This is a genomic window from Nitrospiria bacterium (genome assembly GCA_036397255.1).
Taxonomy (GTDB): Bacteria; Nitrospirota; Nitrospiria; order DASWJH01; family DASWJH01; genus DASWJH01.
Genome location: DASWJH010000015.1, coordinates 17,697 through 38,565, shown reverse-complemented (window position 1 = coordinate 38,565; position 20,869 = coordinate 17,697). Strand labels below are relative to the sequence as shown.

The following is a 20,869-nucleotide window of genomic DNA, read 5'->3' as shown; positions in this document are numbered from 1 at the left end:
GTACAGGGTCAAGTGAAAAATCCGGCTTTTAAAAAACCTTTATTTTATATGGACTTCCAGGAAATCCAGTCGGAAAGAAATCTAATGGGCAAGATTTAAATTTTAATATTCTTTCGGCTTTGAATTCATTTTCCTTAACAATAAATAAAAGACAAGAACTGCGGCAAAGGTAAGAGAGATACCCCAAATTCGATGGGGAAACCATCGGGACACTTTCTCCCATTCATTTCCCAAAAAGTAACCCAGGGAAACATAAAGACTAGACCAAATAAGCCCACCTGAAAAAGCGAACAACGCAAAAACATGATATTCAAGCTTGGAGGCTCCCGCCACAATAGCCGTCGCATGTCTAACCCCCGGAATAAAATATCCGAAAAAAATGGTCCACTTCCCATAAGTTTCAAACCAAAAATGGACCCGGTTCATTTTTTCCGGTGAGAGGCGCACACACCGCCCATACCTTTGGAGGACAGGAGTCCCCACAAAACGCCCCAGACTGTAGCTGATCGAAATACCGCAAACACTTCCCACAAAGGCAACCGAATAAGCGGGAAAGGGTTGTAAAACTCCTTGAAAAACCAGAAAACCAGAAAAGGTCAGCAGAACTTCATCCGGGACGGGAAGGCCAAAAAGACCAAGCACCAGAAGAATAAAAATAGCCAAATATCCATACTCGGTAACCCATTGGATGAGGATTTCCATTAACCTCCTAAAATGCTTCCTAAGGAATGAAAAACGTTAAAACATTAGAAAAAAGCCGAATAAATTATCTAAGGATAATCCTTCCATCATCCAATCACCACCCGAGTTTTTGGATAGCGATACCTTATTTGGGCTCGAGTTTTGATGGCAAAAAGTCCTATCATCAAAGGACCGAATCGGCCGATCAACATGTCCAATATTATAATCACTTTCCCGGCATCTGAAAAAAGGGCTGAAAGGCTTCTGACCCCCCCATCCCCCACCGAGAGGCCCACCGTTCCAAATGCCGACGTGACCTCAAACAAAAGGGTTAAAAAGGGTCGACCCTCGATAAAGGTGGAAACCAAAGTGAAAAAAATAATGATTCCCAATCCGAGGAAAAAAATGACAGCAGAGCGAATCACCAAGTCATAGGGAATCCTTCTTCGAAACACTTCTACCTCTCCCCGGTTGCGAAGAATTCCCCAAGCGAAGAGGCAGAGGATTCCGAACGTTGTTGTTTTAATACCCCCCGCCGCGCTACCGGGAGATCCTCCAATAATCATCAACAGGATCAGAAAATAGGTTGAAGCATCCCGCATCAGGGATACGTCGAAGGTGTTAAAACCGGCGGTACGGGCCGATACCGAGAAGAAAAAGGAAGTCAAAAACTGTTCATGTTCAGAAATAGGAATTGTTGAATTTGGATCATGCCATTCGAGAATCCAAAGCCCTGCTGTTCCTCCGATCAGTAAAATGAAGGTAACGATCACCACAAACTTTGTATGGGTCCTTAACCTAAACCGCCTTCCCTGGACATTATCGAGCAGGTCCTGGAAGACGATAAAACCGATTCCCCCGATAACGATCAATAAGGAAACAACCCCGATGACCAGCCAATCCCCCCGGTAATCGATCAGGCTGTTGGAGAATAACGAAAAACCGGCATTGTTGAACGCCGAAACGGAATGAAAAATACCGAAATAGATGGCTGTGGAGAGTTCCATATGGTTCATAAAACGGAGAGTCAGGAAAAAGGCCCCCGCTCCTTCAAGTAAAATCACCATATAGATGATGGTCTTTACGAACCGGATCAGTCCGGCCATATCCAGCGTATTCATCACCTCCGCGATCATCATCCGGTCCCTCATTCCCAGGCGGCGCCCCAGGGCCAACAAAAGCAACGTCGCGATGGTGGCGTATCCCAAGCCCCCGATTTGAATCAGCAATAGAATCACGGTTTGCCCAAATAACGTGAAATCCTGAGGCGTGTCCAAAACGATGAGGCCTGTGACGCAAACCGCCGAGGTCGATGTGAACAATGCATCCACAAAACTCAAATGGACTTCAGGCGGGGTGGCCCATGGCAGCAATAATAAAACCGTCCCCAAAAGGATGACGACCAGTCCCGCCAGAGGCACGATTTGGCCCGGAAGTAAACGTATCCCGAGGAGCCGTTTCAAAAGAGATGATTTTGAGAAAAACTTAGTTCGATTCGATTTAACTTTTTTCATATTTCATTTCCTTCGACTCACGCCCGGTAACATAAAGTTCACACCAATATGAATTTGGAACCTTTATTTCCTCATGACAACCACTTCTTCCTTTTGAAAAATACCACCATCGAAACCCCGACAATGGCCATCACAATGAGACTCAAGGGGTATCCGAACTTCCATTCCAACTCAGGCATAGATTTAAAATTCATCCCGTAAATTCCCGCAATAAAAGTAAGGGGCATAAACACCGTCGCGATCAGGGTTAACACTTTCATGATTGCATTCATCCGATTACTGACACTGGAAAGGTAAATATCCAACATGCCAGAAAGCATATCTCGAAATGTTTCAATCATATCAATCACACGGATTGTGTGATCATAAACATCCCTCAGGTAAGGGCCTGTCGTTTCCATAAAAAGAGAAGAATCACCCCTTTCCAATGCACCTAAGACCTCTCTCAAGGGCCAAATGGATTTTCGCAAAAATATCATTTCCCTCTTTAGTTTATGAATCTCATAAATCGTCTTTGTGGTGGGATCCTCGATTAACTCGCCCTCAACCGTTTCAATCATTTCCCCAAGGCTATCCAAAACAGTAAAATATCGGTCGACAACGGCATCAATGAGACAATAGGCGAGGTAATCGGCTCCCATCTTTCGAATTTTCCCCTTACCAATTTGAATCCGCTCCCGGACTGGGTTGAAACAATCCTCTTCCCGTTCTTGGAAAGAGATCACAAAATTTGAGCCAAGAACCACACTGATTTGCTCTTCCTCAAGCTCATGAAGACCGGAATGGAAGGCAAACATTTTCAAAACAATAAAAATATAATTCCCATAATCCTCCATCTTCGGGCGTTGGCCCGTATGAAGAATATCTTCCATGACCAACGGATGTAATCCAAAGGCGTTTCCCAACTCCTCAATCGTAGCGGAGTCATGAATTCCGATCACCTGAATCCACATCACACGTTCCTGACGTTGATAGGCGTGAATCTCCCGAACGTTTTGAACCTCCCTCTCCTCTATTTGAAGGCCGTCATAAAACAAAGCACGTATCCGCACCCTTTCTGTTCTCTTCTCACCAACATGAATCAATGTACCGGGAGGAAGCCCTTCCCTTTTGGATCTTTTTTTCAACCGCTTTGCCATTTTAACCCCCATTAAAAAGTTAGGAAATTATGATCAATGGTAGGAATAATTTCTCACTCGCTCTTTTCATTCCATCCAAAAATAATTGTAGAGATATTCTGAAGTAAGGAAGGTAAAAACGAATCCTCCTGTAAGACCTAATATTTGAATTCCCAAACGGGGTGGAAAAATTTTTCTTGATTGTAGACACATGTCATACGGAATGAAAGGGCGGTTCCCTCGTATGAAAGAAAGTGCTGGATATAATGAAGGGCCGATTTATCGGATATAGATTACTGGAGCCAATCGGCCTTAAAATGTTAGAATAATTCTGTTTGAAGTTTTCTTCCGTTTTTTCCTCCACGTAACTTACGTGAAATGTAATTCCAAAAAGAACGGAATGTAATCACCATATTAACCGTCAATAAGGTAACTTTTGGTTCTATACCAATGTTTTTTCCCATAGACTTTACAAAATTCAAAAACCAGATAAATTATAGTTGAAACACAGAAGGTTTAAAAGAGAAATCATAACCATTACCTAAACCTCATCCCGGTCGATGAGGTCCTTCCGAGGTTACAAAAAACTGACCACGGTTTCGTCATGAAAGAACTTCCGACTTTCCCGGCTCTTTACGAAATCAACACCCGGGTATGGCTGCGGCAATTTGATTCCCCCGGTCAAAGGGCAACCCTTGAAAAGGTTCCTTCAGAATATTGGGACCGATTATCCCACATGGGAATTCATATTATTTGGCTCATGGGAGTATGGGAAACCAACCAGAGCAGTATTGAAAAATATGGGTCCCACCCCAGTGTCATTGAGGGTTACAGAAAGGCTTTGCCGGATTTCAAAAAAGCCGACGTCATTGGGTCTCCCTATGCCATTGATGATTACCGCCTTAATCCTGCATTGGGCAACCTGGATGGCCTTAAAAAAATCAGAGAAGACCTCAATCAAAAAGGGATGCTTCTGTTCCTTGATTTTATTCCCAACCATTTTAACGCAGACTCCCATTTGATACAGGAACATCCTGAATTTTTTATTCAAGGAAACAAAAGTTTGTATCAAAAATCTGCCTTGACCTTTTTCAAACATAAGGGCACCAATTCATTTTTCGCCCATGGGCGGGACCCCTACTTTCCCCCGTGGATCGATACCGTCCAGGTGAATTACTTTCACCCGGACACCAGGCGTTTCATGATTCAAAAGCTGGTGGAACTGGCGGAAATCAGTGATGGGGTCCGGTGCGATATGGCCATGCTGGTGTTAAATTCAATCTTCAAGGAAACCTGGAACCATGTTTTGGATGAAATGGGGTACAAGGACCCCCAGGAGGAATTTTGGGATCAAGCCATTAAAGCGGTGAAATCCAAATTTCCCGGTTTTATTTTTATGGGAGAAGTTTACTGGGGGAAAGAAGGAACATTGCAGGAAATGGGATTTGACTTTACCTATGACAAATCCTTAACGGATTTTATGGAAAATGGGAATGCAAACCAGATTCGAAAGCATTTGGAAACCACCAAACCGGTTCAGCCGCGCTCGGTTCATTTTATTGAAAATCATGATGAAGAGCGGGCGGTCAGAAAATTTGGGAAAGAAAAATCTTTGGTTGGTGCAGTCACCATCAGCACTCTTCCAGGCCTTCGTTTTTTCCATGACGGGCAATTTGAAGGGAAAATGATCAAACTTCCAGTACAATTAGGAAGAGAACCTAAAGAAACCGTGCAGGAGGATATTCAGTCATTTTATCACCGGCTTTTATCGATTACGAAAAACCCCGTTTTTACATCGGGGGAATGGACCCTTTTGGAATCTCTTTCTGCGGGTGAAGGAGATGGATCCCATCAAAATATCCTCATTTGGATTTGGGGTTATCAACAAGAAAAACGCCTGGTCACCGTTAACTTTTCAAACCATGTTTGCAGGTGCAGGGTATTCTTAAACTTTAAAGAAAACCACGGGGATTTGACCTTTTCGGACCTGTTAAACCATCAGACCTACACACGCAAGGCGGACGACCTCCAAAAAAACGGACTTTTCATTGAGCTGGAGAGGTATCAATCCCATATCTTTTCTTTCTGAAAAAGTGATTTTAGCATTGTACACCCCCCCGCAACCTCATAGCTCCCACTCAGAAGTTTTTAAACAGGACATCAAAATAAATTCCCTCTCTTGCTTACATGATTTTGTTCTGTTATCTTACTATTTTTTTAGGGAGAAAGGGTTAAACCATGAAAAACATTGTCAGTATTTCGGGAACAAACCGTCCCAATAATTACACCTCACGTGCCCTCAATATCGTCAATGATGAATTGTCTAAAAAAGGGTTAAACCCGATGGTCTTCGATGCACGTGAACTCTCATTGTCCTTTCCAGGACATCCCCCATCAGATGCAACCGAAAAGCTGCGGGCAGGCATTGAAAAAGCAACAGGGGTTGTTCTTGCCACTCCCGAATATCACGGAAGTTTTTCGGCCATGACAAAGCTCATCATCGAAAACCTTGGGTTTCCATCGGTCCTAGCAGGGAAACCGGTTGCTCTTATCGGTGTGGCAGCAGGAAGAATCGGAGCCATCAAGTCTCTTGAGCAATTAAAAGGCGTCTGCTCCCACATTGGGGCCATCGTGGTTCCAGGGTCGGTTTCCATTGCCGGTGTACAAAGTATCTTTGAGGATAATGGCCATTGCACCGATCCGGGATCTGAAAAAGCTTTAAGGGGGGTAGCCCAATCTTTACTTGATTTTATCAAGGATTATGTCTGTCCCAAATACGCTTTAGAAGAGATGGTCCGCGGAGAGGCACAGCCTTGGTCGGCTAAAATATAATCAAAAAAGGAGAGGAAAGAAACGGCAATGAAGGAAATGACACCACAAGAGATTATTGAAAACCAAAAACAGCAATGGAATGGGGTTGCTCCCTCCTGGGAAAAGTGGGATCAGAAATTGGATCAAAACCTCTCTTTTCTGAATCATCGACTGATCGGGGATGCCCAATTACGTTTCGGACAAACCGTCCTGGATCTTGGAAGCGGAACCGGTTTCCCTGCCGTTCTGATCGCCCAGACCGTTGGGGAAAAAGGAAGCGTCACAGGCCTTGATTTAGCTGAGAGCATGCTAACCGTTGCACGGGAAAAGGCTCAACGACTCGGGGTAACCAATATTCAATTTCAACAGGGAGATATTACAGCCCTTCCGTTTGAATCCAATCAATTCGATGCTGTGACTAGCCGTTTTTGCCTTATGTTCCTTCCGGAAATCCCGAAAGCCATCGTAGAAATCGCCAGGGTTTTAAAACCCGGTGGATATCTTGCCGCAGCGGTCTGGTCTGAACCCAAAAAAAACCAATTTGTTCAAATACCGGTGCAGGCCCTTTCAAAAATCATCGAGTTTCCCAAGCCCGATCCCAACCAACCCGGAATATTTCGTTTGGCCCCTCCCGGCGAATTGATGGACATGGCAAAACAGGCAGGACTCCATGGAATCAGAGATGAGGAGGTTGAAGCTGAATCTCCCTTTGACTCCCCCGATGAATATTATGAAAACCTTCTAGATCTGGCGGCACCCCTCAAGCCATTTTTTGAAAAGCTCACGCCTGATCAAAAAAAGCAGGTTGAAACGGAGGTTAAAGGGGAAATCAAACAATTTCAAAGGGAGGACCAGATTTTCCTCCCCATGGCCATCCGGCTGGTCACGGCCAGAAAACCCCTTGGATGAGGTATTCAATGAAACATTTTCCACGAAGCGCATACGATAAAGTTGGCGAGCTCGTCTATTTCGCCCGAATGCTGGATAAAATCCGCTTAATGGGAGAAGGAAAATTACCTCTGGACTACCATCAAAATCTTGGAAAAGGTTTTGACGGACGATGTACCCGTTTTCTCCACGTGGATTACAACGAGTTGCGGGCCCGTGTCCTTCAAGGTGGAACCGATGAGGAAATTCTTCAATGGTGTTTTGAGAAAGGACGAAAGCCCAACGAAGAAGAAATTTTAATCTGGAACAGCTTTATGGTCAAAAGAGCCTGGAACGATGAAGCCACCCCGGAACTTGAAAAATACAAAACCGCAAGCGGTTTATCGGATCGAAAAGATATTCAAACCCTTTTTGATTATTATGGAGTAGATGAGGGACGAAAAAAATAGATCATTCAATCAATGGGGAAAAACAAGTCCAGGGAAAGTTAAAAATAAATTGCAATTTTTTCCTAACAATTTAAAAAATTAATAACTCTCCCAGTCATTGTGTGGATCTTTTTTTATCTCCCCTCCATGGATGGGAGGGGATTAAGGGGAGGGTGTTATGAACCATTTCCTCTGACCACTTCTAACACCCCCTCTATATTAGTTAGGACTTCATGGTCCCAAAACCTCAACACCTTATAACCCTGTCCTTCAAACCATTTATCCCTTAGTTTATCTTTCTCGCCTACTTCCGACTTTGCATGTTGTCCCCCATCCAACTCAATGATGATCTTTTTCTCAAAACACACAAAATCCAAAATGAAATGACCTATGGGCTGTTGGCGTCTGAATTTGAGGCCGTCCAATCACTGGATTCCCGCTTACGCGGGAATGACGAAAGAGTCTTCTCTTCAATGAAATAAAGGGTGATTTCACATGTATAGTTCACCCTCACCCTCTCCCATCAAGGGAGAGGGTATTTCTACCTACACAACCTCATGAGGAACATTTTTTTTACTAAAAAGGGTTACAAAACTCCCTTCCTGTCATTCCCGAATGTTTCATCGGGAATCCAGGGGTTTTATATTCAATAGATCCTAAATTCCCGCTTGCGCGGGAATGACACAATGGATCAATAAGAATTTCAGATGCTTTTCAAATATTCCATCATCTTCCTCCGCATTGTCGGATCAGGGAGTCTCCCATACCCCGCCTGCATATTGTCTTTTAGATGTTTGGGTTTACTGGTCGCAGGAATCGCGCAGGTGACATCCGGATGGGAGAGAATAAATTTCAGGAAAAACTGACCCCAACTCTGACAATCAAACTCTGAAACCCATTGGGGTAGAGCTTTTCCCCGTACTTTTTTAAACATGTCACCTTTTTCAAAAGGCCGGTTCACCAAAACGGCAATTTTCTTTTCCCTTGCAAGGGGTAACAGACGCTTTTCAGCCCCCCTTGTGGAAATAGAATAAGGAAGTTGAACAAAATCCAAATCCTCTTTCTCCATGATATGCTCCAGATCATCAAAAGCCCTGGGAACATAATGGGTAATTCCAACGTACCGAATTCGGCCGGTTTCCTTCCATTCATGCAAAGTCTCAAGCTGGGTTTTCCAATCCACCAGGTTATGGACCTGTATCAGGTCAATACGCTTCACCCGCATCCGTTCCATGGACTCTTCCATTTGCCGAATGCCTTCTTTTCTCCCCCGTGTCCACACCTTCGTGGCAAGAAATAGTTTACTTTGAATACCCAGTTCTGCGGCCAGATCACCCACTACTGTTTCGGCGGTTCCATACATGGGCGAGGAATCAACAAGTGTTCCTCCCATCCCAACAAAATGCTTTAAAACTTCTTTGACATTTTTACGGACTCTAGGATCGGTTCCAACCTCAAAAGTACGGGAGGTCCCCATTCCCATAGCGGGGATCAGTTCCCCACCCTTCGGTATTGCCCTTTTTAGCTGGGTTTGGGTCTGTGAAAGCCCGATTTTAGGAAGGGCAAATACCCCCCCCATACCCGCCATTAATAGGAGGGCTTCTCGACGTGACATTTTAAAAATTCTTGATCTATCCCCTGGGCCTTTTTTAAATTCCATTGTTTCCTCCCATAAAACAATAAAGCCCCCCTCCCTTAATCCCTCCCCCCCAAAAATGGGGGAGGAAGATTGAGGTTAATTCCTCCCCCTGGATAGAGGGGAAGGTAGGGGAATGAGGAAAGGTTATTGTTTCATTTTGTTTGGGTCAATAAATTCATTCGAAGCTTTTCCTGGCGGCCCCCCAACCACACGCCGGTCAATAACCAAACAAATGCAATGGGCATGGCGATGAAGGCAATACTAGATAATCCCAATCCGACACTGGTTAACCCCGCAAAAACCCATCCGCTGACCGCATCTCCCCCACGGTACACCACCGTATCAATAAAATTTTTAGCTTTATACTTCTCCTCCCGCCTGACCACCGTAAATAGCATTTCACGTGCTGGTTTGGCAAAAGCATAATTACCCGCTCGCCGAATAACCTGGAAAACGAGTAATACACCCAATACCGGGGCCATTCCCAAAAAGGTAAAACCAATCAGCATAGCCCCAGGGATCAGAGCAAGTGTCGCGGATAAACCGAACCTGGCCACAAAGCGGTGGGTCAGGAAGACCTGTGTAATCACAGTTAGAAAATTCACGGACAGGTCAATGATGGCAAATACTGAGGTCCGTTGGCTCGAATCATCAAAAGCATCACGGATGATTTGGGCCTGTTCAAAGTAAAGAAAGGTAGAAATGCTTGTGTAAAGAAGAATATAAAACCCAATGCCCATTAAATAAGGGGAACGAAATAATAATGAAATACCCGCCAATAACCCTCCCCCAATGGCTTCATCGTTTTTTTTATGGGGGTTTGAAGTTGTGGCCTGCAGGGACGGTTTCTCCAATGGACCAGATTCGTTCACACCTTTATCAGCCCACTTAATCAGGTTTTTAATGCACAAAACAGCCATTGCCAAAAATAAGGCAGAAATCAGAAGCAAATGAATCGGACCAATGCGAGGGGCTAATGTTGCTGTCAGGAAAGGTCCTAAAATTGCCCCCACACTTCCACCGGCAGCGATAAAGCCAAACAGGCGCCGTGCTTGTGCGTTGCTGAACAAATCCACCATAAAGCTCCAGAAAACGGAGACCACAAAAAGATTAAAAACACTCACCCATATGAAAAATGCTCTTGCTGCGGAGACCGCTGCGATTTCATATTGAAAGAACCCATAAAAGATAAGGAGGTTGGCAATAAAAAAAATGTAAACCACCGGGAGAAGCACATGCCGATGAAATCGCTTCACCGCTGCTCCGAAAATAGGGGTTGCACCCAGCATGGCCACAAAGGTTCCGGTAAAAACCCATTGAAGATTCTCCACTCCCCCCATAATCCCCATCTCATCCCGTACAGGCCGAAGGATGTAATAGCCACAAAGCAGGCAGAAGAAATAGGCGAAAGACCACAGAACCGCTGGTACTTCTTGATCTTTTACATTGATGAAACGTTTTAGGAACATAAACATTAGAGAAAATTTTCCGATGGGAAATTCCAGGTCAATATGAGATAAACCAATTAATCTGGATTCACGCTTTTGCGGGAATGACGAACGGATTTTAGGAATCTTACAATTAAAAATTCTTTCTGTGAAATTAGCCAAATAAAATCATATTTAACATTTTCCAAATTATTGACAACCGTACAAATCACTTGGGGTAATCCAAAAGGTATATTTTTTACAATCATCGGGGGCGGGTGGCCGAGCCGGAGGGACTTCATTGTCAACGGGAGGAAGGGTTCGAAGATATGCCCCCAATGCCCGGATATCCTCTTCATCCCAGTTTGATGCGTGATCCCAGATCATCCCCTGCCAGTGAAGCATTCGCCCATCCGGTGTGACACCACTTCGAATTGCCCTGGCAATCTCCAACTCGTTCCAGGCCCCTATCCCATTCTCGGGATGGGGTGTGATATTCCGAGTCCACAATGTACCGAACGCTTGCCAGCTAATTTTTAGGCCTCCACCCCCCTCCGGTCCATGACACAGGGCACAGGAAGCAACGGTATATAGATACCGGCCCCGTTTCACCAAAGCGGCCTGCTCCGGACTTTTTAAATGGGTTTCATTAGGCGTGGGAATTTTGGTAAGAACCGTATTGGCCACCCGATCAGGGGGAATCAGTATAAAGCCAGGAAATCGGAAAACGGCTAAGCCCACCATGCATAATAAAAATATTCCAATAACCATAAAAAATAAAAATATCCAACCGCTGATGGTCTGAGGGTAGCGGCGATTTGGCGGCCCGGCAAAAAGGAAAGCAAAAATTCCAAGAATAAATACCAACAATTGTGCACCCACAAGGATTTCCTGGGGAAGTCCAAGTAAAGGCCCCTGAGGCCTTTGACCAAAATTCCCATCGATGAAACGAAGGACTTTGGTAGGCTCCAGCAGTTTCATGACAATTGTTTCCACAACCCCATAATGCAAAGCGTGGGATATTTTATTATAAACAGGTTTTAGGGTTTTCAAGTAACTGGCAATGGCCATTGCATCCTCTTCTTCCAAAGCGTGCAGATAATGCCAGGGCATATCGACGGGATTAAGGACCCTGTCCCGCGACCTTCCGTTTCGGATAGCATTGGCAATTTCTTCTTTTGCCCACCGACCTAAACCCGTTTCGGGATCAGAGGTAAGATTTCTGGAGATGTAGAAACCATGGGGATAGGCATCCACGCGCATTCCACCCGCAAGATAAAAATCATCCCCCCGGTAGATTCCTGTCCGGTTGATCTGGGTATGACAAAGACCACACATTTGTGCATGAACCAGATATTCACCCCGCCGGATCAAATCACGATGCTGACCCGGCCCTTCTAATTTGCCTCCTGCTTCCCATGGGGGAACACGGGCAAGCGATAAAACGTAATTCACCAGGTCCCAACGCTCATCGGGGGGAATCACTTCCGCATAAGATGGCATTGGACTGGGGGCCAAACCGGTAGTTATTCTCAACCAAATTTGTTCCGGAGAACTTCCCCCTCGAAAGGTCCATGGGGCTGACAGATCTCTGGAAAAAACAGGATAACCTTTTGAATCTTTAAGCCTTGGGGTGGCTCGTCCATCTAGGCCGTGACAGCCAAGGCATCCCTGTTGTCCATAAAGAATTTGACCCCGCTTTAGGCTTTCTTCATTGGGTTCTACCCTAGGTGGAATCTCAATAGATTCCGGAATAGAATCCTGGAAAACACTGGAAAATCCTTTGATAAAGCTGACGACCTCATTAATTTCATTTTCGGATAAAAGGTCATGCCAGTAAGGCATTGCGCTTCCACGAAGTCCATTGGAAACCGTGGAAACCAAATCCTCATGGCTTGGCGGTTGGCCGGGTGGTGTGGATTTGTATTTAAATTGTCCTTTTGTGAAATCCCGTGGCCGAGGAATCATGGAGGGTGCCGCGGGTCCGTTTCCCCTTCCATCCGGACCATGACACACCGCGCACTTTTGAAAATAAATGCCCTCACCCAATGGCAGGTCCGGGGAAAGGTAATTGCCCGGGGGCCATTTTAAATCTGAATAGATTTTGGAATCCGGTTGCCAAACCTCAGCAGGTTGGGAGAATCCTATCCTGGCATAAATGGAGCGCCCAAGATCAAGAAGCAGAAGAACAAATAAAACCGTAAAAAATACCCGGCTACGGGAACCCAACAGCCAACTCCTACCCTTTTCCATGGTAAGCCCCCTTTGGTATGCTTTCCCGATTTAAAATGATTTCCAGGCAGACCATTATTTCTTTGGAAATTGTAGCGGGTTCTAAGGGGGGGGGTCAATGGTTTTGAAAAATATTAGAGGTGATGCGCTAAAGCGGAGGGGGAAATTTTTAAAAATAATCACTTCTAAAATTTATTAATGATTGACCTGGCAGGATTAGGAGATTATGCTTACCAACCGATGTCTAACTTGAGTAAATTGCAATACTCATTGGATTATTTTCAAAATGACAAATGATCATATAACACTTTACAAGGATTAAGGAGAAACATTCGTGAAAAATGTGGAAATGAATGTCGAAGGAAATATACTCACCATTAAAGTGGACCTGTCAAAAGAATTCGGGCCATCCTCATCAGGCAAAACCACCATTATCTCTTCAACTGAAGGGAATATTTCCATTCCCGGAAGAGATGAAAAGATCGGGCTAAACATTTACCGAAAATAATTGGTTTGGCGGAAAAACAGGCCGGTTATAAAAAAAAAGAATGCTAATGGGGGTTAGGTTTTTCGTTCCGTTTTTTGAAGGTGGCTTTGAATTTTTGCTACCGTGCGGGAAACGGTTTCATCCACCACAGGCTTCATCATATAACGGGCAAGGAACCGATTTACGGGGCCCTTGACTTGAAAGGACCCCGTAACCGTTATTTTCGTCCATCCAGGCTGATCAGAGCCCAACTCCAATCTGGACATCCCATTGATGATGGGAGCAGCCTTTCCATCAATCCATACTTTGGTATGCCGGACCGCAAATACTTTTTGATCAATCCTCTCAGTGACCTCAAGTTGATCAACCATTTTTTTTCCATCGGACACAAAACTGGCCACTTGAAGGTGGCTTCCTATTTCGGGGTAATTTTGGGACACCTTTTCAACGGATTGAATTTGAGGGACCCATTCTTTCCAACGATCCGTTTGAACTAGTTTGTTCCAAACCTGTTCTGGCGTTTTTGGAACCTCTATCTCCGCCTCAAATTGATATTCCTTAGGAACCAAAGAACCAATATCCTGAAGGGCAAAGAAAAACACGAAAAATCCAATTGCCCCCCAGACATATAGCCGAGCTTTTCCTCCGTTTTTCTTCATAGTTTGACAAGGATCACTCTTAATTCAATTTAACAAAACGGCCCCGACGGTTTTGCTGAAAGCACCCCTCATTACGATCCTTACAAAACGGATTTTCCTCACCATAACTAATGGTTCTGATCCGATGAGGCTCAATTCCTTGACTGAGCAAATACCGTTTTGCTGCCTGGGCCCGGCGTTCTCCCAAGGTTAGATTATATTCGTTGGTGCCCCGCTCATCCGCATGACCTTGTATTGTTACTTTCCTTGCAGAATTGGCCTTTAACCACCTGACGTTTTCATCCAACACCTTTAGATCCTTTGGCCGTAAAAGGCTTTGATCAAATTCAAAATAAACGTCCCCCAGTCCCGCGGAAATACCCTGGTTCATCATATCATTCTTCCGAACCTCCGTATCCTGCAGGTCTTCTTCTTGAACCATAAACCTTTCGTCAAAAACCTCTTCTGTAGGGGTGGCTGACTCATTCGGAAAAACACCCACACTTTGCTCCGCGGTCCCAACCCGTTTGGCACATCCCGCCCCCACGATCAAAAACACCCCCGTTAAGGCCAGAGCCAAAACTTCATTTACTAAACTTCGCCTCATCTGTAATTCCCTCCTTTTTTAAAATGAAACTCCCGTCAATTTAGAGAAGATTTCAAATTAAAAATACAAAACCTTGTTAATGATAGATTACGTGATTCTCATGGACACCTGAGTTCCCCAAATTTTGGAGGAACCCTATCCCATTTTTGGGAATTCGTTGATGAAAAAGATAAATCCAAACCATTAAAAAGATTTAAAAAAAAATTAAAAATTACTAATTAAATGACCTTGTACTTCTTTACAAGGTTTTCCTTCAGGTTTCAAAAAAGCGCAATAAGGACTGCCCGGTTGCCAGGGCCAACCCAGGAAAACATAAATTTTTACTTTTATTGGGAATTGAGGGCAAGTATAAGCCTAAATTCCCAATTTTACAACTCGAAAGCGTATGAGGTTTTTTTTGATTTTCCCTAGGGTCTAATAAAGGTGTCATTCATTTGAATGCACAAACACATTCTAATCACCTTTATTCATGAACGGTAAATTGGCTGACCATCCCCAAAGAGAAATGGGGGGCGCCCTTTTTAGGATCTAGGAAAAAACAGACCAGAGCATAATTTCCCGGGCTAAATTCTGTTTCGAAAAAACCGCTATCACCTTTCCCCAGCCCAGTCATTCCCCCCAACGGTTTCCCTGTAGTCATTTCCTCGCCGGGTTTTTCAAATTCGCGAAGAAGGTCACTCACCGTTTTTTCAGGGGCCAACTGGAAGAGAACCACTTCATGTGCCTGTTTTCCCCGATTGTGAACCCGAATGGTTTGTGGACCTTTTGAAACCCCGTTTGAAAGCTTAAACTGAAAGTCCACGGTTTGAATTTCTAATTCCCCTTTTTTCTTTTGAAATTTCACTTGGAGGGGGCTTTTGGTAACGACAAAGGGTTTTACCATTCCTAAAACCGCCTGGAGGACACCGTTTGCGGTTGGAATCAAACAGGTCACCATAAAACGGCCAGGTTTTAAATAAACAGTGGCAGAGCCCCCCCTTCCCCTGGAATAAAACCGTTTGGCTCCCCTGCAAATTGTGCCCAAGAAGGAAAAATCGCCGGATTTTTCCCAATGGCCTCAATAAAATCTTCCGGGCTTTTCCATCTTCCAATCTAATGATCTGTACATGGTGCAGATCTTTACCCTCGTTAAGGATTTTGATCCGGGTCCAGCCGGAAGGAATCATATCAGGCCCTTCAAAACCGTAATCAACTGCTTTAAAGACATATTCTTGTCCATTTGAAATGCTTTTTGATAAGGCAATTCCGGGTAAAACCAATAAAAACACCATTAAAACGGACCAACCCAAATAGGTTTCAAACCTCCCTAGTTTTTTATCCATTTTTGAAAGCTCCTTCATTGAAAAGGTGTTTTCAAACCTTTTTATACTTGTCAAAAATACCCCAATTGATGACCCTTGTAGATTACAATTTCATTCTAGATTAATTAAAATTTTAAATTTACAACATTAAAAATCAATTAAAGCTACATTAAAAACCCATTATTCATTTCTATCATGGGTTTAGAATCGTTTTTTTTATTTGAGGTTGAAAAGGAAAAAAGGAAGGTAACAGAGTTTTAATGCAGATTATTTTTCAAGCTTTTCGATCCGAATCCCAATCAAGCGGAACATCTTTTTTTTAGGATTCTCCCGCCGGTCCAAAAAAGGCAAAAGCAATTTAATTGCTTCCGTTTCGAGTTTTTTTTGTGACCCGCTGGGTTCGGATATAGTGCGGGAGCGCGTTTTGGTTTCAAAATCTGAAAAACGGACAATGACCACAACCGTTCTGAATGTTTTAAATCCTAATTGGAAAAATCGGGCCATCACATTTTTAGCCATGGCCATCAGGCATTTCAAAATAAAATCTGAATTCCGTGTATCCTCAGGAAAAGTCTCCTGTTCCCCAACGGATTTAACTTCATAATCCTCCAAAACGGGGGAATCGTCTCTCCCCCTGACCTTTTCGTATAGATCCAAGCCCCATTTCCCAAACATCTCTTTCATTTCCTCCTTCGTAAACCGTTTTAAATCTTTCACCACCCGAATCCCCTGCTCAACCAACCGGGCCTCCGTTTTGGGTCCGATCCCAGGAATCCTCCGAACCGACATTGGCGCTACAAACGTTTCAGCATCCGACTCCTTTACCAGGGTTAACCCATCGGGTTTTTTAAAATCCGATGCGATCTTGGCAATTAATTTATTAGGGCCAATCCCAATGGAAGCGGTTAGGTTCTCTTTGGAGTGAATTTCTTTTTTTATTTCTTGGCATATTTTTTGGGCTTTTTCAAAGGACCCGGCAAAACTTAAGTCCAAATACATCTCGTCAATACTGGCTTCTTCAACCAAGGGCACGTGCTTCCTAACGATTAATGAAATTTTTCCCGAAACTTCGGTATAACGGGTGAAATGGGGCCGGACAAAAACCACCGGTGGATCCCCGCGACGCTTGGCCGCCTCTGACCGGCCCCAGGCTTGCGTGATGGGCATTGCGGAATAGATGCCATATACCCTAGCTGGATAATTGGATGTGGAAACTACCCCTCGTCCTTTCCCATCCTGAGGGTCAGCCCCGACCACCATAGGTAAGCCTTTTAATCGAGGGTTATTCAACTCCTCAATGGCTGCAAAAAAAGCATCCATATCCAGATGACCGATGATTCGGGTAGGCATAGAAAAACTCCAATTTTCCTTAAAAGGATATCATTTTCCAATTACGGGGGCTAAGAGATTTTTTGAAGGGAAGGATAAAAAGTAAAGGAAAGATAAAAGAGTAGGATTAAAAAATCCAACCCTTGATCCAAATATAAAAAAAATTGTTGTGTAACCGATTTCATAGGTTGTCCAATAATGACCGCCAGTGTCATCGGAACCTAGAGTAAATTATCCCCTTATCTAACTCATAACCCATTGTTTTATTTGCTAATAAAAATTAATCAGCTTTTTTGCACATATATTGCATTTATAATTGCTTCGGTTTGAATTCCAGAAAAAATTTGTTTATTACGGGTGCGGTCAGGTAATGTTATTTAAAAAACCAATTCAGTTTTTACTTTTTTCTGCAATGGGTCTTTTTAATATTCTATCCCTAACCGGGTGTGGTGGGGAAAGCCACTCCGCAGGCACGGCAGGGGTTTTTGTGGACTCATCTACAGAGAATTTTTTGAAAACCACGTTTGATGAAACCAAAAAGTGCACACAATTTTCGGAAGGAAACTTTGATGAACTGTCCATTACCTTAATGCCTCCCAATTTTCCATGTAAGTTTTATGAAAGCGGATGCAGCGGGGAGTATTTAGAACCTAACCATATTAAGGTCGGAAGCCACTATATCTGGCGGCATGAGGTCATCCATTACCTCCTTAAACTCAACACGGGGGACCCAGACCCCTCCCATCTAAGCCCTTTCTTCATAAGTTGTGCATAAAAACAGTACCCTTTTAATTTTATTTTCTTAAACCACGGGCTTTTTCCAAACCCTCCATATAGAGGAAGAGATTTTGGACCCTGGGAGTGTTTTAATGGTATCCCATGAGATTAGGTGAACGGTTTAACCTTTAGGCAGGAAAACAAAAAAGAAGATATTCCTTCAATAAAACAATTTATTTCTTCGGCTTCTTCAACTCCTCGGGCTTTCCAAGCAAATATCCCTGGGCTAAATAAATGCCTAAATCCTTCATTACCTGAAGCTCTTTGACCGTTTCAATCCCTTCCGCAATAATGCCATCCGTAGAACAGTTTCGTAACCCCAACAATAGATCCCGCATGATTCGTCGAAATTTAATGGAGGTTACCGTCTGAATAACGGTGGACCGATCCAATTTGATATATTCAGGAATGAGCTGAACAATAAAAGGTAGGGAAATAAACCCAGCTCCGAAATCGTCTATAGCGAATTTAAACCCTTTTTCTCTCCAATATTTCGCAGTTTCCAAATGGTTGGCTACATCATGAAGGGCCTCTCCCTCGGAAATCTCTAATACAACGTCTATTCCTTTCGGTTTTTGAACAGACTCAATCTGTTTTAAGAGATTAAAGTCCACGTTGATAAAAACCGTTTCCAAACCAATCTCCTGAGCGGCCTCTATCTGGGAATAAAAACACAACTGCTTTAACTCGCTCAACTGTCCCACGGCATGATATTTCTTAAACATGTCGAGAATGTTCAACTTCCCCTGGGCACCCCGGCTCAACGCTTCATATCCGATGATCCGGTCCATCCGGACATCCACTACCGGTTGAAATACCACTTTTATGGAATTCTCGTTAAGCAGGTATTCTTCTTCCCCAATATGGACCTTGTCCCCCCCCTTTTTTGCGATATACATGGCCCGATCCGCAACTTGAATCAATTCATCAACGGTTTCCCCATGGTCAGGAAAAAGGGCCACACCAATACTCATTTCCATTTCTTGGCCAATCCGCCACTTAAATCTTGGATCCCTTTTCTGATCCTCTCCGAGGTCAATAAAACCCCCTTTCTATCTGTTCCTGAAAGAAGCACCACAAATTCATCTCCTCCCCACCTAAACACATGATCAATTCCCCTGACGGAATTTTTAATGCTGAGGGAGACCTTTTTGATAATTTCATCCCCCGCTTGATGGCCCTTGGAGTCATTGATCTTTTTAAAACCATCCAGGTCACACATCAGGACAGAAAAAGATTGGTTTTTTTGAACAGTTTGGATCATTTCCTTTTCGAGGCAGTGATTAAAATAACGTCGGTTGTAAAGATTGGTGAGACTATCCCGGATCACCTGTTCCGACAAGGCCATTTCCGCTTTTTTGCGTTCCGAGATATCCCTTAAAACCACGGTAAAGATTCTTTCTTTTCCTGTATTTAATTTGGAAATCGACGCCTCTGCTGGAAACTCCTCCCCATTTTTACGTAAACCAAAAATTTCGCGCCTTTCCCCCATCAAACGGGACCTTCCTTCAGTTTCAGAAAATTTTGAGAGGTGACCCCCGTGGTGGGAACGAAATTTTTCCGGAATGAGAACATCTAAAGACCGTCCAAGAATTTCCTCCTCGGAATATCCAAAAATACCTTCCGCCCCCTTATTAAAAATGATGATGTTTTGGTTTTCATCGATGGAAATGATTCCTTCATTGGCAATATCTAAAATTCCCGAGAACCGGGTTTCACTGGTTTGAAGGGCTTTTTCTGCCTCTTTGCGCTTTAAGGCATTTCGATTGGCTTCAATGATATTGGCACAGGTATTCAACAAGGGCCTTAAAAATTCCACCAGACCCTCATCGTAGCTTCCCCGACGATTGGCAATTCCCATCATCCCAACCATTTTCGATCCTAAAAAAAGCGGGATCCCTAAAAATGCATTCAATGGGGGATGCCCTTCCGGAAGCCCGCCCCGCCGGGAATCCGTTTCCGGAGAATTGGAAATGACCGGCTCCCCGCTGCTTAGCACCACGCCAAACAATGTTTTGAGATTGTGAAATTCTAATCCTTCCGGAATATTTTGATCGTAAAATTTCCGGGTCTCATCATTCCATGAAATATTGGTTAAAGCGCGTGTTTTTAAATAGGGCCTGCCATCGGATTTAAAAAGAACCTCTCCTATAAACCCGTATTCACTCTGGGTCAGGGCCAACACTCTATTTAACATGGCATCAAAAAGATCATGGGTGTCCCGTTCAGAAATAAATTCGGATTGTGCCTGACTGATGGCAACCAATAAATCATTAAATTTCTTTATTTCCCGCTCCGCTTTTTTCCGCTCCCTATTCTCCTTTGTGACCTCTAGGGTTTTCATTTTAAGTTCATCTGTTTTTTCACTGAGTTCACCGGCTCTTTTTTCCAATTCACTGTTTTTCTCCCTCATGAACCCTCGGTCGCGTCTGACCACAAGACTGATGCCAATCAAAAGAGTTATGAAAAGCCCTGCAATCCACCTATTAACTTGATGAATTCTTTTGTGCTCGCCCAATATGAGCAAATCTACCACTTCCTGAATTTCCACACCTTTTTTCCTGATTTCGGAATAAACCCCGCTGTAAGCTTTAGAGACCTCTGTGCTTTCCATAGATTGCCCTGCCTGTTTCCAACGAGCCGTAGCCAACTCTTGAAAAAGCCTCATTTGGTAATAAAGGTTTGTCAGAAGGGCATTCCCTTTGTGATCCTGACCAATCACCTCAATCCCCCCCATCTTTTGATGATCTTGGAAAAGAACCGCATGGGTTAGGGCAAGTCCCTGTTTAAGGTTGTCGAGAACATCAGCCTGAAAATTAACAGAAGCATTTCCCCGTAATACCTCTTCCAGCCATAAATGCCACACATCCACCTTTCGCATTAAATTGTGGGATAATTCCACCATGGGAACATGTTTTTCCATTTTTTTGGGAAGAAAGGGAAAAGAAAACCATACCCACGGCAAGGAGGCCCACCAAAAATATTCCCAATT

The 20,869-nt window shown here is 43.8% G+C and carries 20 protein-coding genes; 6 read left to right on the top strand and 14 right to left on the bottom strand.

The features are described 5' to 3' along the window. Positions 1–102: 102 nt before the first annotated feature. From VGB26_02235 to corA, 3 genes are all read right to left on the bottom strand, one after another. A complete protein-coding gene (locus tag VGB26_02235) occupies positions 103–702 on the bottom strand; it encodes a DedA family protein (GenBank protein ID HEX9756604.1) in 600 nt (199 codons plus the stop codon). An 86-nt stretch (positions 703–788) separates the two neighbouring features. Further along, complete coding sequence (locus VGB26_02230) at positions 789–2,195, bottom strand: TrkH family potassium uptake protein (protein HEX9756603.1); 1,407 nt, start codon at positions 2,193–2,195, stop codon at positions 789–791. A 71-nt stretch (positions 2,196–2,266) separates the two neighbouring features. Then, positions 2,267–3,334, bottom strand: coding sequence for a magnesium/cobalt transporter CorA (corA, locus tag VGB26_02225; protein HEX9756602.1), 1,068 nt, complete (start codon positions 3,332–3,334; stop codon positions 2,267–2,269). A gap of 583 nt (positions 3,335–3,917) precedes the next feature. Between corA and VGB26_02220 the strand changes: the two genes are divergently transcribed. The 4 genes from VGB26_02220 (at position 3,918) to VGB26_02205 (ending at position 7,461) form a co-directional block, all read left to right on the top strand. Then, on the top strand, positions 3,918–5,402 hold the full coding sequence (locus tag VGB26_02220; GenBank protein ID HEX9756601.1) for an alpha-amylase family glycosyl hydrolase: 1,485 nt from the start codon (positions 3,918–3,920) through the stop codon (positions 5,400–5,402). 149 nt (positions 5,403–5,551) lie between these two features. Beyond that, positions 5,552–6,145, top strand: a complete 594-nt coding sequence (locus VGB26_02215; protein ID HEX9756600.1) for an NAD(P)H-dependent oxidoreductase — start codon at positions 5,552–5,554, stop codon at positions 6,143–6,145. Positions 6,146–6,172: 27 nt separating this feature from the next. Then, complete coding sequence (locus VGB26_02210) at positions 6,173–7,033, top strand: methyltransferase domain-containing protein (GenBank protein HEX9756599.1); 861 nt, start codon at positions 6,173–6,175, stop codon at positions 7,031–7,033. 8 nt (positions 7,034–7,041) lie between these two features. After that, complete coding sequence (locus tag VGB26_02205) at positions 7,042–7,461, top strand: DUF5069 domain-containing protein (protein HEX9756598.1); 420 nt, start codon at positions 7,042–7,044, stop codon at positions 7,459–7,461. Positions 7,462–7,616: 155 nt separating this feature from the next. Here VGB26_02205 and VGB26_02200 read toward each other — a convergent pair whose 3' ends face one another. The 4 genes from VGB26_02200 to VGB26_02185 form a co-directional block, all read right to left on the bottom strand. Then, positions 7,617–7,865 carry an endonuclease domain-containing protein gene (locus VGB26_02200; GenBank protein HEX9756597.1) on the bottom strand — a complete coding sequence of 83 codons (249 nt, stop codon included), beginning with the start codon at positions 7,863–7,865 and terminating at the stop codon, positions 7,617–7,619. Positions 7,866–8,143: 278 nt separating this feature from the next. Next, complete coding sequence (locus tag VGB26_02195; protein ID HEX9756596.1) at positions 8,144–9,100, bottom strand: aldo/keto reductase; 957 nt, start codon at positions 9,098–9,100, stop codon at positions 8,144–8,146. Between the two features lie 131 nt (positions 9,101–9,231). Beyond that, a complete protein-coding gene (locus tag VGB26_02190; protein HEX9756595.1) occupies positions 9,232–10,554 on the bottom strand; it encodes an Npt1/Npt2 family nucleotide transporter in 1,323 nt (440 codons plus the stop codon). Between the two features lie 162 nt (positions 10,555–10,716). Then, positions 10,717–12,759: a c-type cytochrome gene (locus VGB26_02185; GenBank protein ID HEX9756594.1), complete on the bottom strand. Its 2,043-nt coding sequence runs from the start codon at positions 12,757–12,759 to the stop codon at positions 10,717–10,719. A gap of 313 nt (positions 12,760–13,072) precedes the next feature. Between VGB26_02185 and VGB26_02180 the strand changes: the two genes are divergently transcribed. Then, entirely contained in the window at positions 13,073–13,246 is a 174-nt protein-coding gene (locus tag VGB26_02180; protein ID HEX9756593.1) for a hypothetical protein, read from the top strand. Between the two features lie 53 nt (positions 13,247–13,299). Here VGB26_02180 and VGB26_02175 read toward each other — a convergent pair whose 3' ends face one another. From VGB26_02175 to dinB, 5 genes are all read right to left on the bottom strand, one after another. After that, positions 13,300–13,827 (bottom strand): SRPBCC family protein, encoded by a 528-nt coding sequence (locus VGB26_02175; protein HEX9756592.1) that lies wholly within the window; start codon positions 13,825–13,827, stop codon positions 13,300–13,302. Positions 13,828–13,903: 76 nt separating this feature from the next. Continuing rightward, on the bottom strand, positions 13,904–14,470 hold the full coding sequence (pal, locus tag VGB26_02170; protein HEX9756591.1) for a peptidoglycan-associated lipoprotein Pal: 567 nt from the start codon (positions 14,468–14,470) through the stop codon (positions 13,904–13,906). A gap of 463 nt (positions 14,471–14,933) precedes the next feature. After that, entirely contained in the window at positions 14,934–15,272 is a 339-nt protein-coding gene (locus VGB26_02165; GenBank protein ID HEX9756590.1) for a hypothetical protein, read from the bottom strand. Next, on the bottom strand, positions 15,256–15,792 hold the full coding sequence (locus VGB26_02160; protein ID HEX9756589.1) for a hypothetical protein: 537 nt from the start codon (positions 15,790–15,792) through the stop codon (positions 15,256–15,258). The genes VGB26_02165 and VGB26_02160 overlap by 17 nt, the downstream gene beginning before the upstream one ends. 246 nt (positions 15,793–16,038) lie before the next feature. Continuing rightward, entirely contained in the window at positions 16,039–17,121 is a 1,083-nt protein-coding gene (dinB, locus tag VGB26_02155) for a DNA polymerase IV (GenBank protein HEX9756588.1), read from the bottom strand. A 349-nt stretch (positions 17,122–17,470) separates the two neighbouring features. Here dinB and VGB26_02150 point away from each other — a divergent pair, with 349 nt between their 5' ends. Continuing rightward, positions 17,471–17,875, top strand: a complete 405-nt coding sequence (locus VGB26_02150) for a hypothetical protein (protein HEX9756587.1) — start codon at positions 17,471–17,473, stop codon at positions 17,873–17,875. 175 nt (positions 17,876–18,050) lie between these two features. On the opposite strand, the gene VGB26_02145 is transcribed toward VGB26_02150, so the two are convergent. Both VGB26_02145 and VGB26_02140 read right to left on the bottom strand, forming a co-directional pair. Then, a complete protein-coding gene (locus VGB26_02145; GenBank protein ID HEX9756586.1) occupies positions 18,051–18,851 on the bottom strand; it encodes an EAL domain-containing protein in 801 nt (266 codons plus the stop codon). Further along, positions 18,848–20,758 (bottom strand): diguanylate cyclase, encoded by a 1,911-nt coding sequence (locus VGB26_02140; protein ID HEX9756585.1) that lies wholly within the window; start codon positions 20,756–20,758, stop codon positions 18,848–18,850. Before VGB26_02140 ends, VGB26_02145 begins: the two co-directional genes overlap by 4 nt. Positions 20,759–20,869: the final 111 nt, after the last annotated feature.

Excerpts from the sequence above, each read along its gene's own strand:
- VGB26_02150 (HEX9756587.1), top strand. The coding sequence starts at position 17,471 with ATGTTATTTAAAAAACCAATTCAGTTTTTACTTTTTTCTGCAATGGGT.
- pal (HEX9756591.1), bottom strand. The coding sequence starts at position 14,470 with ATGAGGCGAAGTTTAGTAAATGAAGTTTTGGCTCTGGCCTTAACGGGG.
- VGB26_02140 (HEX9756585.1), bottom strand. The coding sequence starts at position 20,758 with ATGCGAAAGGTGGATGTGTGGCATTTATGGCTGGAAGAGGTATTACGG.
- VGB26_02185 (HEX9756594.1), bottom strand. The coding sequence starts at position 12,759 with ATGGAAAAGGGTAGGAGTTGGCTGTTGGGTTCCCGTAGCCGGGTATTT.
- VGB26_02160 (HEX9756589.1), bottom strand. The coding sequence starts at position 15,792 with ATGGATAAAAAACTAGGGAGGTTTGAAACCTATTTGGGTTGGTCCGTT.
- VGB26_02205 (HEX9756598.1), top strand. The coding sequence starts at position 7,042 with ATGAAACATTTTCCACGAAGCGCATACGATAAAGTTGGCGAGCTCGTC.
- VGB26_02190 (HEX9756595.1), bottom strand. The coding sequence starts at position 10,554 with ATGTTTATGTTCCTAAAACGTTTCATCAATGTAAAAGATCAAGAAGTA.
- corA (HEX9756602.1), bottom strand. The coding sequence starts at position 3,334 with ATGGCAAAGCGGTTGAAAAAAAGATCCAAAAGGGAAGGGCTTCCTCCC.
- VGB26_02195 (HEX9756596.1), bottom strand. The coding sequence starts at position 9,100 with ATGGAATTTAAAAAAGGCCCAGGGGATAGATCAAGAATTTTTAAAATG.
- VGB26_02230 (HEX9756603.1), bottom strand. The coding sequence starts at position 2,195 with ATGAAAAAAGTTAAATCGAATCGAACTAAGTTTTTCTCAAAATCATCT.
- VGB26_02145 (HEX9756586.1), bottom strand. The coding sequence starts at position 18,851 with ATGAGTATTGGTGTGGCCCTTTTTCCTGACCATGGGGAAACCGTTGAT.
- VGB26_02210 (HEX9756599.1), top strand. The coding sequence starts at position 6,173 with ATGAAGGAAATGACACCACAAGAGATTATTGAAAACCAAAAACAGCAA.
- VGB26_02215 (HEX9756600.1), top strand. The coding sequence starts at position 5,552 with ATGAAAAACATTGTCAGTATTTCGGGAACAAACCGTCCCAATAATTAC.
- VGB26_02220 (HEX9756601.1), top strand. The coding sequence starts at position 3,918 with ATGAAAGAACTTCCGACTTTCCCGGCTCTTTACGAAATCAACACCCGG.
- VGB26_02235 (HEX9756604.1), bottom strand. The coding sequence starts at position 702 with ATGGAAATCCTCATCCAATGGGTTACCGAGTATGGATATTTGGCTATT.
- dinB (HEX9756588.1), bottom strand. The coding sequence starts at position 17,121 with ATGCCTACCCGAATCATCGGTCATCTGGATATGGATGCTTTTTTTGCA.